14 protein-coding genes are annotated in these 13943 nt (G+C 67.0%); 1 reads left to right on the top strand and 13 read right to left on the bottom strand.

Going from position 1 to position 13943, the window contains the following annotated elements:
- Nucleotides 1–32: 32 nt before the first annotated feature.
- The 6 genes from ACT541_RS05720 to ccoN form a co-directional block, all read right to left on the bottom strand.
- A complete protein-coding gene (locus tag ACT541_RS05720) occupies nucleotides 33–560 on the bottom strand; it encodes a FixH family protein (protein ID WP_476134978.1) in 528 nt (175 codons plus the stop codon).
- Nucleotides 561–612: 52 nt separating this feature from the next.
- Nucleotides 613–2055 carry a cytochrome c oxidase accessory protein CcoG gene (gene ccoG, locus ACT541_RS05715; RefSeq protein WP_476134977.1) on the bottom strand — a complete coding sequence of 481 codons (1443 nt, stop codon included), beginning with the start codon at nucleotides 2053–2055 and terminating at the stop codon, nucleotides 613–615.
- A 239-nt stretch (nucleotides 2056–2294) separates the two neighbouring features.
- Nucleotides 2295–3155, bottom strand: coding sequence for a cytochrome-c oxidase, cbb3-type subunit III (gene ccoP, locus ACT541_RS05710; RefSeq protein WP_476134975.1), 861 nt, complete (start codon nucleotides 3153–3155; stop codon nucleotides 2295–2297).
- Nucleotides 3156–3158: 3 nt separating this feature from the next.
- Nucleotides 3159–3308 carry a cbb3-type cytochrome c oxidase subunit 3 gene (locus ACT541_RS05705; protein ID WP_476134973.1) on the bottom strand — a complete coding sequence of 50 codons (150 nt, stop codon included), beginning with the start codon at nucleotides 3306–3308 and terminating at the stop codon, nucleotides 3159–3161.
- A 16-nt stretch (nucleotides 3309–3324) separates the two neighbouring features.
- Nucleotides 3325–4053 (bottom strand): cytochrome-c oxidase, cbb3-type subunit II, encoded by a 729-nt coding sequence (ccoO, locus tag ACT541_RS05700; RefSeq protein ID WP_476134972.1) that lies wholly within the window; start codon nucleotides 4051–4053, stop codon nucleotides 3325–3327.
- 12 nt (nucleotides 4054–4065) lie between these two features.
- Entirely contained in the window at nucleotides 4066–5721 is a 1656-nt protein-coding gene (gene ccoN, locus ACT541_RS05695; protein ID WP_476134970.1) for a cytochrome-c oxidase, cbb3-type subunit I, read from the bottom strand.
- A 777-nt stretch (nucleotides 5722–6498) separates the two neighbouring features.
- Here ccoN and hemN point away from each other — a divergent pair.
- Entirely contained in the window at nucleotides 6499–7851 is a 1353-nt protein-coding gene (gene hemN, locus ACT541_RS05690; protein ID WP_476134968.1) for an oxygen-independent coproporphyrinogen III oxidase, read from the top strand.
- 69 nt (nucleotides 7852–7920) lie between these two features.
- Here hemN and ybaK read toward each other — a convergent pair whose 3' ends face one another.
- From ybaK to mscL, 7 genes are all read right to left on the bottom strand, one after another.
- Nucleotides 7921–8397 carry a Cys-tRNA(Pro) deacylase gene (gene ybaK, locus ACT541_RS05685; RefSeq protein ID WP_476134966.1) on the bottom strand — a complete coding sequence of 159 codons (477 nt, stop codon included), beginning with the start codon at nucleotides 8395–8397 and terminating at the stop codon, nucleotides 7921–7923.
- 122 nt (nucleotides 8398–8519) lie between these two features.
- Nucleotides 8520–9224, bottom strand: a complete 705-nt coding sequence (locus tag ACT541_RS05680) for a Crp/Fnr family transcriptional regulator (RefSeq protein ID WP_476134965.1) — start codon at nucleotides 9222–9224, stop codon at nucleotides 8520–8522.
- A gap of 294 nt (nucleotides 9225–9518) precedes the next feature.
- Nucleotides 9519–9899 (bottom strand): response regulator, encoded by a 381-nt coding sequence (locus tag ACT541_RS05675; RefSeq protein WP_476134963.1) that lies wholly within the window; start codon nucleotides 9897–9899, stop codon nucleotides 9519–9521.
- Between the two features lie 194 nt (nucleotides 9900–10093).
- On the bottom strand, nucleotides 10094–10717 hold the full coding sequence (locus ACT541_RS05670) for a response regulator transcription factor (protein ID WP_476134962.1): 624 nt from the start codon (nucleotides 10715–10717) through the stop codon (nucleotides 10094–10096).
- Between the two features lie 63 nt (nucleotides 10718–10780).
- Nucleotides 10781–11923 (bottom strand): two-component system sensor histidine kinase NtrB, encoded by a 1143-nt coding sequence (locus ACT541_RS05665; protein ID WP_476134960.1) that lies wholly within the window; start codon nucleotides 11921–11923, stop codon nucleotides 10781–10783.
- Nucleotides 11924–12029: 106 nt separating this feature from the next.
- Nucleotides 12030–13223, bottom strand: a complete 1194-nt coding sequence (locus ACT541_RS05660; RefSeq protein ID WP_476134959.1) for a pyridoxal phosphate-dependent aminotransferase — start codon at nucleotides 13221–13223, stop codon at nucleotides 12030–12032.
- Between the two features lie 133 nt (nucleotides 13224–13356).
- Nucleotides 13357–13782 (bottom strand): large conductance mechanosensitive channel protein MscL, encoded by a 426-nt coding sequence (gene mscL, locus ACT541_RS05655; RefSeq protein ID WP_476134957.1) that lies wholly within the window; start codon nucleotides 13780–13782, stop codon nucleotides 13357–13359.
- Nucleotides 13783–13943 lie beyond the last annotated feature (161 nt).

Raw genomic sequence — 13943 nt, 5'->3', positions numbered from 1 at the left:
GCCCGGCGACGGCATCGCCGTCACCGGTGGCCTCACTTGAAGAAGAGCGTGTTGTGCGACTGGAACAGGCGGCCGCCGGCGCCGTCGCCCTCGATCGCCATGCCCCACTTGCCGGGCGACACGCTCTTGGCCTCGCCGGTCCAGCGGTCGGAGGAGCCGGCGACCGGCTGCAGTTCGACCACGTGGTCGAGAGTGCGCTGGGCGGGATGCTCGAGGCGCATCTTGAAGGTCACGCCGGAGAGCGCCACGCCGTCCTTGCCGCGGGCGTCGAGCACCACCTTGACCGTGCCGTCGTCGGCGCGGGTGGCGTTGGCCTCGACGGTCCAGCCGCGCTCGGTCTGGGCGGCGGCGGCGGCGAGCTCGGCGTTGAAGCGCTGGCTGTCGCGGAACGAGCTCTCGGTCACCGTGCCCGGGTGCGAGCCGATGGCCTTGTAGATCATGAAGCCGTTCACCGCGAAGACGACGCCGAAGGTGCAGATCAGGATGATCAGCACCCGGCGGCCGGTGAGGCGGAAGCCCTCTTCCTGCGGTTCCTTCGAAGTCTCGAGCGTGGTCGGCATGTCTCTCTCCGATGGCTTGCGGTCGGTGCGCCCCGGCGAGCGGGGCGTCCGATCAGGGCGACTTGAAGAAGTCCCTGGTGTTGACGATCTCGCCGTCGGGCGAGCGCAGCACGAAGGTCAGGTCCTGCGAGGCCGACAGCGGGGCGCCGGCCGGGGTGGTGACGAGGACGCGCACCTCGCGCGTCTGATCGGAATCGACCGGCAGCAGCAGCGCGCCGCCTTCGGTCTTCGCCGGCGAGGAGGTCTCGAGCCGTGTGCCGGCCGGCATGCCGTCGATCGCGAGAGCGAGTTCGCGGCGCTCCGCCTTCTTGTTGAGGAGGCGGACGGTGAAGCCGTTGCGCACCGAGCCGTCGGAGTTCTGCACATATTGCGGGTTGCGATCGTGCAGGACGTTGAGGCCGATCGTCGCGCGGGTGCCGAGGCGCCAGGCCATCACCGAGGCGACCACGGCGATCAGCACCACGTAGACCATGGTACGGGCGCGGAAGAACCTGAAGACCGGGGCCTCGCCGCGCTCGCGACGCTCGATGTTGATGTCGGTGTCGTAGCCGATCAGGCGGATGTCCTGACCGGTCTTGCGCATCACCGCGTCGCAGGCGTCGATGCACAGGCCGCACTGGATGCAGCCCATCTGCAGGCCTTCGCGGATGTCGATGCCGGTCGGGCAGGCGGCGACGCACTGGCCGCAGTCGACGCAGTCGCCGGCCTTCTCGCCGGCCGCGCGCAGCTTCTTGTTGGCCTTGAGCGAGCCGCGCGGCTCGCCGCGATCGACGCGGTAGGAGACGTTGAGCGCCCATTCGTCGGTCAGCGCCGCCTGGATGCGCGGCCAGGGGCACATGTAGAGGCAGACCTGCTCGCGGGTGAAGCCGGCCAGCAGATAGGTGGTCGAGGTCAGGATCGCCACCCAGACATAGGCGGTCATGTCCGCCTGCAGGGTGAAGAGTTCGACCAGCAGGGTCGGCGCGTCGGCGAAGTAGAGCACGAAGGCGCCGCCGGTCAGCATGGCGATGACGATCCACGTCAGGTGGGTCGCGGCCTTGCGCCAGATCTTGTCGAAGGTCCAGGGACCCCGGTCGCGCTTCATCTGCTCGCGACGTTCACCCTGGAAGATGCGCTCGACCGCGAAGTAGAGGTCGGTCCACACCGTCTGCGGGCAGAGGTAGCCGCACCAGATGCGGCCGGCCAGCGCGTTCATCAGGAACAGCACGAAGGCGGCGATGATCATCAGGCCGGTGACGTAGTAGACTTCCTGAGGCCAGATCTCGACGAAGAAGAAGTAGAAGCGTCGGCCGGGAAGGTCGAGCAGGATCGCCTGGTCCGGCTGGCCGGGCGCACGCGTCCAGCGCAGGAACGGCAGCAGATAGTAGATCGCCATGCCGGCGACGAGGATCGCCCACTTCAGGCGGCGGAACGTGCCCGACACCGTCGCGGGATAGATCTTCTTCTGGTCCTCGTAGAGGCCGACGCCGCCATCGGCGTCACTTTCGACACTCATCGCATTCCGTCCTTGCGTCGAGGCCCGCAACAGATCCGGCGGATCGAACGGTCGACCGCGCACGTCCTAGGTCCGTGCGGGCGTCGGAGCAAGCCCGATCCGACTGCCCGGGATCAAATGGAAGAGAGATCGGTCGCTGCAATCCCCTCAGAATGCGGGCGACCCATCCGGACGTTCACACGTCCCAAAAAAGAAAGGGAGGCGGTTGCCCGCCTCCCTTCCGAGAGATCCTCATCGGATCACTTGCCGCCGCCCAGCGAGTGGACGTAGACGGCCAGGGACTTAATGGTGATCGGGTCGAGACGACCTTCCCACGCCGGCATGACGCCGTGCTTGGGATCGGTGACCTGCGCCACGACCTTTTCGACACCGGCGCCGTAGAGCCAGATCTTGTCGGTCAGGTTCGGGGCGCCCATCTCCTGGTTGCCCTTGGCGTTGTCGCCATGGCACGAGGCGCAGTTGTCGGCGAAGAGCTTCTTGCCGCTGTCGGTGCCCTTCACGGAAGAGTCGGAGAGAGAGACGACGTAGGAAGCCACGTCGGCGATCTCTTCCTTCTTCAGGATGGCGTCCTTGCCGAAGGCGGGCATGACCTGGTCACGCGCCTTGGCATGGCCCGAACGGACGCCGAACTGAAGGGTCTGGTAGATGTCGGCGAGCTTGCCGCCCCAGATCCAGTCGTCGTCCTGCAGGTTCGGATAGCCCGGACCACCCGTCGCACCCGAGCCGTGGCACGGAGCGCAGTTGTCGCCGAAGGCCGCCTTGCCGTTCGCCATGGCGAACTCGAGGTAGGCCGGCGTCGACTTGATCTTCTCGAGCGGCGCCTCGGCGAGACCGACCGCGTCGGCGACGCGCTTGGTCTTGCCGGCTTCGTACTCGGCGATCGCCGTCGTGCGGATCTGAGCACCGATGATGCCCTTCGTGTAGTCGGAGACCAGCGGCCACGACGGATACACGAACCAGTAGCCGACCGACCAGATGATCGTCGCGTAGAACACCCAGAGCCACCACTTCGGCAGCGGAGTGTTCAGTTCCTTCAGACCGTCCCACTCGTGACCAGTCGTCGACTGGCCCGACAGTTGGTCGAGTTCCTGTTTTGCCATGGATCAATCCTCCCGCAGGGGGATGTGCGAGGCGTCGTCGAAGGACCGCTTGTTGGACGGCCACAGAGCGTAGACGAGCGCCCCCGCGAAGATGACGAAGAAGTAGACCAGACCCCAAGTCTGAGCGAACTTGGCCAGAGATTCGTATGTCATGTGACAGACGCCTCCCTCAGCGCACGTTCGCCTTGTCGTCGTACTTGGAGAAGTCCACCAGGGTGCCGAGCATCTGGAGGTAGGCGACGACCGCGTCCATCTCGGTGACCTTGGCGGGGTTGCCGTCGAAGTCACGCGACTTGGCCGAGGCGCCGTACCGCTTCGCGACCGTCGTGTCGTCGGCGGTCGCCTGAGCGACCACGTCCTTGGCGACGTTGGCGATCTGGTCCTCGGTGTAGGGCACGCCGACGAGGGCGTGGGTCTTCACCATGGAATCCAGGTGCTTGGTATCGAGCTCGTTCTTCGCCAGATGCGGGTAGCCCGGCATGATGCTGTCCGGAACCACCGCACGCGGGTTGATCAGGTGTTCGACCTGCCACTTGTCGGAATACTTGTTGCCGACGCGAGCCAGATCGGGACCCGTACGCTTGGACGACCACTGGAAGGGATGGTCGTACATGGACTCGGCCGCGAGGCTGAAGTGGCCATAGCGTTCGATCTCGTCGCGCATCGGACGGATCATCTGGCTGTGGCAGTTGTAGCAGCCTTCACGGATGTAGATGTTGCGTCCGGCCAGTTCGAGCGGGGTGTAGGCACGCATGCCCTCCACCTTCTCGATCGTGCTCTTCAGATAGAAGAGGGGCACGATTTCGACCAGACCACCGATCGCGACTGCGATCAGGATGCCCACGAGCAGAACGATCGAGTTCTTCTCGAAAATGGCGTGCTTTTCGATCAGCGACATGGATCGTTCTCCTCACTCGGCCGGAGCCGGGACCGGGGTGGCAGCGCTGGCGCCTTCGGCGTCTTCACCGGCAACGACGGTCATCCAGAGGTTGTAGACCATGATCAGAGCGCCGACGACGAACAGGAGGCCGCCGGTGGCACGGATCACGTAGTAGGGGTGCATCGCCGCCACGGTCTCGATGAACGAGTACTCGAGGAAGCCGAGCTTGTCGTAGGCACGCCACATCAGACCCTGCATGATGCCGGACACCCACATGGCGCAGATGTAGAGCACGATGCCGATCGTCGCGGTCCAGAAGTGCCACGAGACGAGCTTGAGAGAATACACACCCTTCTTGTTCCACAGCCACGGGAAGAGGCAGTAGAGCGCGCCGAAGGACACGAAGCCGACCCAGCCGAGAGCGCCGGAGTGGACGTGACCGACGGTCCAGTCGGTGTAGTGCGAGAGGCCGTTGACGGCCTTCACCGACATGAGCGGACCTTCGAAGGTCGACATGCCGTAGAAGGCGACCGACACGACGAGCATGCGGAGCACCGGGTCGGTGCGCAGCTTGTCCCAGGCGCCGGAGAGCGTCATCAGACCGTTGATCATGCCACCCCACGACGGCATCCACAGGATGACCGAGAAGGTCATGCCGAGGGTCGAGGCCCATTCGGGCAGCGCCGTGTAGTGCAGGTGATGCGGGCCGGCCCAGATGTAGGTGAAGATCAGCGCCCAGAAGTGGACGATCGAGAGCCGGTACGAATAGACCGGACGCTCGGCGCGCTTCGGGACGAAGTAGTACATGATGGCGAGGAACGCTGCGGTCAGGAAGAAGCCGACCGCGTTGTGGCCGTACCACCACTGGACCATGGCGTTCTGGACACCCGAGAAGGCCTGCACCGAGTGGTGCGAGAAGGGCGAGACCGGAACGCGGACGTTGTTGCCGAGGTGCAGCATGGCCACGGTGACGATGAACGACAGCGTGAACCAGTTCGCCACGTAGATGTGGGGCTCCTTACGCTTCCACAGGGTGATGAGGAAGGTGAAGAGATAGACGACCCACACGACGGTCAGCCACAGGTCGGCGTACCACTCGGGCTCGGCATATTCCTGGCCCTGGGTGATGCCCAGCAGGTAGCCCGTGCCGGCAATCACGATGAAGGCGTTGTAGCCCAGCACCACGAACCACGGCGTGACGATGCCCGGGAGACGCGCCTGACAGGTGCGCTGCACCACGTAGAGCGACGTCGCCAGCAGCACGTTGCCGCCGAAGGCGAAGATGACCGCCGAGGTGTGCAGCGGACGCAGTCGGCCGAACGCGATCCACTGGAAATCGAAGTTCAGCATCGGGAACGCGAGCTGCGAAGCCGCGATCACGCCGACCAGGAAGCCGGCCACGCCCCAGAACATCGCGGCAATCGACGCGAACTTGACCGGGCCGTAGTTGTAGTTGGGCCTGCCGTCGATTTCCTGCGCCGGATTGCCGACGCGGGACTGGTAGCCCTTGATGATCAGGAACACTCCGAGCGCCGCGAAGATCGCGCCGACGATCGCGTGAAACGCGAATTCCGGTTCCCAAGCCTTGCCTGCGAGAATCACGCAGACGACGGCGAGAAGCGCGAGGACGATCGAATAAGCGATCTCCTCGAGCGTGAATGCCTTTGTCTCGACTGGTCGAGCCATCGTTCGCCCCGTTTCTTTAAGTCGATACGCCCCCGGACGGCTCGTCTCGCCTCCCCCGCTCGCGAAGCCCTTCGCCTGCAGGAACCGCGAGACGCCCGTCCGCCTCTTTCCTCGTCGATCCGACGACGTCCGCCGAGTTTCCCCCCCGGCGAGCGGCGTCGGAGCGCCGATCGGGTATCGGTCCGACCCTAAGGCCGACCGTCTCCCGCCACTTTGATTCAGGTCAACGGACCCGAACCGGTTCGGTAGACGTTCGACCCAGCTGGAGCGGACGCGGGGCGGAGAATACCCGCGCAGGCGCCCCATCAGCAGCCGGTCGAAATACCTACAGCCGAATGTCCAACTCCTTAGACCCACAGGGTTACCCGAGCAATCGACAATGCGTTGGATCAAGCGCGACACCCTGCCGCCGGGATCTGGAATCCTACGGTTTTCAAAGTGTTCCGGGCGGCGTAGAGTGCCGCCTTCGATCGACGGTCGAAACCCGTGACGGCCCGTGACGCGCAAGATGCTCGGCCTCTTGCTCGAACGAGGTGGGTTTTTCGCCGCGACGGAGAGAATCGGAGGGGTGAGGCGCAGCGGCCGTGTCGGCGGCGTGCGCATTGGTCGCGCCGACCGGGAAACGTGCCGCGTGCCGAACCCGGCGCCCGGTCCCGGCATCGGATCCCTCCTTCTGACAACACGACCGCCCGCGGCGTCGGGGGCGATCGGCTCGCACGGTCACCCATTTGATCGGGGTCAAGGCCGGCGGGGAGGGATGACGCCATGGTGAGCCGCATGTCCCAGACCATCGAACTCAAATACGCCACGCGCAGCGTGCCCCGCTACACGAGCTATCCGACGGCGCCGCACTTCGGCGACGGCGTGGACGGGGCGACGCTGGCCACCTGGCTCGCCGCCCTGCCGGACGATCGGCCGTTGTCGATCTATCTGCACGTGCCCTACTGCCGGGCGATCTGCCACTACTGCGGCTGTCACACCAAGGCGGCGCTGCGCGACGATCCGGTGATCGACTATGCGCAGGGCCTGGTCCAGGAGATCGGCCTCGTCGCCGCGGCGATCGGCCGGCGCCTGCCGGTCGGCCACATCCACTGGGGCGGCGGCACGCCGAGCCTGCTGCCGGTCGATTCGTTCCGCGCCGTGGTGGCGAAGCTGAACGCCTGCTTCGACATCCTGCCGACCGCCGAGCACGCGATGGAGCTCGACCCGCGCACCGTGACGAAGACGCTCGCCGCGGCGTTGGCGGAGGCCGGCATCACCCGCGCCAGCCTCGGTGTGCAGGACTTCGACGCCACGGTGCAGAAGGCGATCGGCCGCATCCAGCCGATCGAGACCGTCACCGCGGCGGTCGAGGCGCTGCGCGGCGCCGGCATCGCGGCGATCAACTTCGACCTGATGTACGGCCTGCCGCACCAGAACGCCGAGACCATCCGCAACACCGTGGCGCTCGCCCACGGCTTCGGCCCGTCGCGCATCGCGCTCTTCGGCTATGCCCACGTGCCGTGGTTCAAGAAGCATCAGCGCCTCATCGACGAGGCGGCGCTGCCGGGTGCGGGCGAGCGCATCGCGCTGGAGCGCACCGCGCGGTCGATCCTCGCCGAGTACGGCTACGAGGCGATCGGTCTCGACCACTTCGCGCTGCCCGACGACGAGATGGCGGTAGCGGCGAAGAGCGGCGATCTCCATCGCAACTTCCAGGGCTACACCACCGACGCCTGCGACACGCTGATCGGCATCGGCACCTCGTCGATCGGTCAGAGCCATGGCGGCTTCGCCCAGAACGATCCCGACATCGGCCGCTGGCGCAAGGCGGTCGAGGCGGGACGCCTGCCGGTCTCCAAGGGCAAGGCGCTCGACGACGACGACCGGCTCCGGGCGGCGATCATCGAGCGGGTGATGTGCGACTATGCCGTCGATCTCGACGCGGTCTGCGCCGCCCACGGCGTCACGGTCGACGCGGTCGCCGATGCCTTCGAACGGCTCGCCGAACCGATCGCCGACGGGCTCGCCACGCTGGAGGGCCACCACCTGACGGTGACCGAGCTCGGCCGGCCGCTGGTGCGCATCGTCGCCGCCGCCTTCGACGTCTATCTCGCCCGTGCCGCCGCCCGCCATTCCGTGGCGGTGTGAGCGACCGACCCGCGACACGCGATCCGGCCGGCCCGTCCTCGACGTGGCCGGCCGTTTTCGTCTTCGGCCTCAGTCCACCGCGATCGCCGCCACGGTGGCGCCGAGGACGGCGACCAGATCGGCCGGGGCGATGCGGATCTCGAGACCGCGGCGGCCGCCGGAGACGTGGACCAGATCGGGCAGGAGCAGCGCCTCGTCGACCACCACCGGCAGCGGCCGCTTGGTGCCGAAGGGCGAGATGCCGCCGAGCACGTAGCCGGTGAGGCGCTGGGCATCCGCCTTGTCGCCCATCTCGGCGCGCTTCCAGCCGAGCGCCTTCGCCGCCAGCGGCAGGCCGAGCTTGCGGGCGACCGGCACCAGGGCGAGCGCATGGGCCTTCGCCCCGTCGGTCGTCACCAGCGTCTTGAACACCGAATCGGGATCGAGCCCGAGCTTCTCCGCCGCCTCCAGGCCATAGCCTTCCGCGCGCGGGTCGTGGGCGTATTCGAGGAGGTCGAAGGCGATCGTCTTCGTCTTCAGGAAAGTGGTGGCGGGGGTGGCGGCCACGAGTCGGCTCCGGATCTTCGGTCGATCGCGGCACCCTATCGCCACGGGAGGACATGAAAAAGGCCCGCCGTCACCGGCGGGCCGAGTCGGGCCTCGGGAGAGACCCCATGAAGGGAGCCGCGTCAGTGCGTGCCGGTGAGGTGGCAGATGCCGCAGACGTCGGTGATGCGGATGCGGTCCTGCTTCTCGATGGCGACGAGGCCGCGGCGCTTGAGATCCGAGATCACCCGGCTGACCGTCTCGATGGTCAGGCCGAGATAGTCGGCGATCTCCTGGCGGGTCATCGTCAGCTCGATCAGCTGTTCGTCCTTGTCGCCCTGGGGGCCGAGGCAGCCGGCCTGGCCGCGCGAGGGGACGAAGCGCATCAGAAAGGTCGCCACCCGCTCGAAGGCCGACTTGCGGCCGAGCAGGACGGCGTGGTCGTGCAGACGCTCGATCTGGCGGCGCAGGCATTCGGCGACGTGGCTCTGGAACTTGTCGGAAGCCTCGAGGTCGCGGCGGTCGAGGATGCGCACCACCGAGGGCGTCAGCGTCTCGGCGTTGCAGTCGTAGAGCTTGCCGCCGACGACACCGAAGAGTGCCTCGGGCGCGATCACCTCGACCACCTGACGGCGACCGTCGGGCAGGAGCTTGAACAGCATCACCGCGCCTTCGATCAGCTCGTAGACGCGGTCGGCGGGATCGCCCTCGTAGAAGATGGCGTCGTGTTCCGCCACACGTTGGGTCTTCACGCGCTGCGAGCGCGCGAATTCCGACCAGTCGGCGTCGGCTCCCACCACTCTCGGTGGCGCGCCGGCGATTCCGATGCCGCGATCCGAATAGGCCATGTCTCGTCCCTCCTCGCCGATCGCCCCCCACCCGTCACGGAATCCGTGACGGTCGTCCGTGGAAAGGCCGACCGGGTTCGCCGGGCAGATGTCGCTCCGACGATCCATGCTGTCGACGAATGCCATCTCTCCGCTCCACCAGTTTTCGGTGCCGGCCCGTCTCCGGCAACCGAAAGGACGCGGAAAGATCGCGATCCTCGACGACGAAAAGCTAAAAAGAAGCACCGGACACCACAATCCCGGTCCGCTACGTACATCGAAGGGTCAAGGGCGCCGGCCGACGCCCGCGCCGCTTCAGAGGACGGAGACCAGCGTGTCGCCCGACAGCGGCTTGCGCAGGACCGGCACGTCGTCGAGATCGCGCAACTCGTCTTCGATGGTCTTCTGGGCCTGTCCGGAGATGGCGATGATCCGCGGCATCGGCGTCAGGCGATGCAGCCAGCGGATGACGTGCGAGCCGCGAATGCCCGGCAGGCCGAGGTCGACGATGATCACGTCGCGCTCGCCGGGCGGGCTGCACTCGAAGAAGCTCTCGGCGTCGGGATGCGACACCACGTCGTGGCCGAGCGCCTGCAGCAGGAAGCGCAGGCTGTCGGACACGCCCGGATCGTCTTCGACGATATGGATGGTTCCGCCGTACGCGTCGGGCGCGCCCGGGGATCTGGATGCGTTCATGCTGGTCACTCGGCCGTGTGGATCTGCCCACTGTGGCGGAAACCGACTTCGGTCACATCCGTATTGTCCCGAGCGAACCGCTCGAGAAAACGTCATCGCCGGCGATGGCGCGCATTTGTTCGCATTCGTCCCGTCGCCGCGGCGGACCGCGGCGACCCGTGGGATCGATCGGATCGACGGGCGATGGCAAGGTCTCAGCCGTGCTCGCCGGTCAGGACGATGCGCACCAGATCGGCGGCGTTGCGGGCGCCGAGCTTCTCCATGATGCGGGCGCGATGCACCTCGATGGTGCGGGGCGAGATGCCGAGATGACGACCCGCCTCCTTGTTGGAGGCGCCGGCGGTGATCTGGCCCAGCACCTCGATCTCGCGCGGGGTCAGGAGCTCGCGGCCGGGGAAGTCGGCGATGGCGCCGTGACCGTCGGCACGGCGGGCCTGGGCGGCCAGCGTCTCCCGGACGCGGTCGACGATCTGGCCGGCGTCGAACGGCTTCTCGATGAAGTCGAAGGCGCCGTACTTGATGGCGGTGACCGCCATCGGAATGTCGCCCTGGCCGGAGATGATGAAGATCGGCGCCGGCCAGTGGTCGGCGTTGAGGGTCTTCAGGATGTCGAGGCCGGAGCGGCCGGGCATGTGGACGTCGAGGAAGACGCAGGACGGCGTCTGCGTCCGTGCCGCCTCGAGGAAGGCATCGCCCGATTCGTAACCGGTGACCGAGAAGCCCTCCATCTCGAAGACCACGGACAGGGCATCGCGAACGGCGGGCTCGTCGTCGACGACCCAGATCGTCTGTTCGGTCTTCTGTGTGCGGCCAATCATGTCGTCACCTCGATATGTCTCATCCGCGCCTGCCCGTGGGCCGACACGAACGCGGGTCGAAACTCATTCGGCTCGCGCCAGCGGCGTCGCCTCGAGCGGCAGGGTGAGAACGAAGGTGGCGCCGCGACCGGCCCCACCGGGTTCCACCAACAGGTCTCCACCGTGGTTCTGAGCGATCGAGCGGGAAATCGCAAGGCCCAGACCCAGACCCGACTTCTTCGAGGTCGCGAAAGCCTTGAAGAGATCGCGGACGGTGTTCTTCGGAATGCCGGGACCGCTGTCCTCGATCTCGATCAGCAGGCGGCCGTCGTCGGCATGGGCGGCGATGCGGATCCAGCGGTCCTCGCGCTCGCGCACCGCCTCGATGCCGTTGCGGATGAGGTTGATCAGCACCTGCTGGATCTGCACCGGATCGACGTCGAGGGCCGGAAGATCGGCGGCGATGTCGCGCACCACCTCGATGCCGGCGCCGTCGTGGCCGAGCATGGTCAGCTCCAGCGCCTCGTCGACCAGCTTGGCGACTTCGACCGGCTGTCGGTCGGGTTCGCGCTTCTCGACGAAATGGCGCATGCGCTGGATGATGGCGCCGGCGCGTTCGGCCTCGCGGCGGGTCTTGGCGACGATCTCGACGGTCGCGGCCTCGACCGAGCCGTCCTCGACGCCGGCCTCGAGCTTGCGGCCGAGCGCCTGGAGATAGAGCATCACCGCGGTCAGCGGCTGGTTGAGTTCGTGGGCGATCGCCGCGCCCATCTCGTCCATGGCGTTGACGCGGGCCATCTGGACGAGCTGCGCCTGGAGCTGGTTGAGCCGCTGCTCGACCGCCTTGCGGGAGCGCAGGTCGCGGATGATGCCGATGAACTGGCGCCCCTCGGGGGTGCGGCACTCGCCGACCGACAGTTCGATCGGGATGATGGTGCCGTCGGCATGGCGACCGCGCACCTCGCGGCCGATGCCGATGATCTTCTTGACGCCGGTCGCCATGTACTGGTTGACCCAGAAGTCATGGCCGTGGGCGAACTCGGGCGGCATCAGCACCGAGATGCCCTGGCCGGCCACTTCCGCCGCGGTCAGACCGAAGAGTTCTTCGCACGCCTTGTTGAAGATCAGGATGCGGCTCTTCTCGTCGATCACGACGATGCCGTCGACGGCCGTATCGAGCACACTGAGGAGACGCGCCTCGGAAACGGTCGGCGACTGGGTGGACACGTGTGGCGGCTCCCGACGAACAAAGTCTGATTTGAGGTACTCGCATACCTTTGCTGCTCCGGTCTGCCCGGAGCAGCTTCCATATCAGACAAAATCCGTATGATTCTCAAGCCCCGACGGGACGATGGAGCCATTCGGCGAGACGACCGGCCGCCTCGGCGATGCTCGCCGGGCCTCGGGCGAAGCACAGGCGCAGGAAACCCTCACCCGCCGGACCGAAGGCGGTGCCGGGCGCGAGGCCGACGTTGGCCTCGTCGACGAGGGTGAGACCGAGCCGTCCGGTCTCGTTCCAACCCTCGACGCCGAAGAACAGATAGAAGGCGCCGACCGGCGGCGAGAGCCGCACCCGGCCGGTGGCGGCGAGCGTGTCGATCAGGATGCCGCGGCTCTCGCGGATGCGCTCGATCTGGAAGGCGAGGAAGTCCTCGCCCTGTTCGAGCGCGGCGACGGCGGCGCGCTGGACGAAGACGGCGACGCCGGAGGTCGAATACTGGATCAGGTTCTCCAGCACGTCGCCGAGCACCGACGGTGCCTCGATCCAGCCGATGCGCCAGCCGGTCATCGCCCAGTTCTTGGAAAAGGTGTTGACGAAGACCACCCGGTCGTCGGGGCCGGCGACGTCGTGGAACGAAGGCGCGCGCGCCGAGCCGTCCCAGACGAAGCGGCCGTAGACCTCGTCGGCGACGATCCACAGGCCGTGGCGGCGGGCGAGATCGAGCACGCCAGCGAGTTCGTCGCGCGTCGCGGTCCAGCCGGTCGGGTTGCAGGGCGAATTGAGGAAGATCACCTTCGTCGCCGGCGTCACCGCGGCGGCGAGTTGCTCGACGTCGAGCACCCATCCGGCATTGCCGAAGGTCATGGCGACCTCGACGACCTTCGCGCCGCGCAGACCGGCGGCGGCGGCGAAGTTGGGCCAGGCCGGGGTCGGCACGATCACCTCGTCGCCCTGACCGGCGAGCGCGGTCAGCGCGATCTGGATCGCCTGCATGCCCGAGGCCGTGACGAAGAAGCGCTCGGGCGAGAAGCTGCCGCCGTAGAGCCGGCCGTGATAGGCGGCGAGCGCGGCGCGCAGCTCGGGGATGCCGCGCTGCCAGGTGTAGAAGGTCTCGCCGGCGGCGAGCGAGCGGGCGGCGGCCTCGCAGACGAAGGCCGGCGTCGGCAGATCGCCCTCCCCCGCCCACAGCGGGATCATCCCCTCGCGCGTGCGGCCGTAGTTCATCACCTCGACGATGCCGGAGGGCGGCGCGGCGAGCGCTTCGGGCCGGAGGGAGACGAGGGGATCGACAGGCGGCGTGGTCATGAAACGGCGGCTCCGAGGATGCGAAGCGGTCAGTCTAGCCGCTTCGCGTCCGTCGGGGCATGAAAAGCCGTGACACGATCGATCGACGATCCTGATGAATCGCGCGCCGACGGAGCCGCCGACGCATCCGACGTCACTTCTTCAGGAGATCGCGGATCTCTTCCAGGAGCAGCTCCGAGCGGGTCGGCTCGGGGGCCGGCACCGGGGCTTCCTCTTCCTTCTTCTTCAGCGTGTTCATCGCCTTGACGACGAGGAACAGGACGAAGGCGACGATCAGGAAGTTGAGCGTCACGGTGAGGAACTGGCCCCAGCCGAGCGTCGCGCCGACCGCCTTGGCGGCGGCATAGGTGGCGGGGGCCTCGGCCGATCCGGTCAGCGCCTTGAACAGCACGAACTTGTTGGAGAAGTCGAGCCCGCCGGTCACCGCGCCGACCACCGGCATGATGACGTCGGCGACGAGACTGTCGACGATCTTGGAGAAGGCGGCACCGATCACCACGCCGATCGCCAGATCGACGACGTTGCCGCGCAGGGCGAACTTCTTGAATTCCTCGAGCATGGGCCGTCTCCTCGTCGGCCGCCGTCACGCGACGGCGGGCATGGGCTTCTCTATCGCGACACCGTCACTTCCGCCACGTCACCGGAGCAAATCGCGTCGGGCTCATCCGGATGGACCCGGATGGGGGTGGATGGAGGGTGCGCGCATGCTCGCCATGGTGG

It is taken from the genome of Pinisolibacter sp. DMC100 (assembly GCF_056313705.1).
Note: the sequence above shows the minus strand (reverse complement) of the source record. Positions and strands in the feature narration are given on the sequence as shown.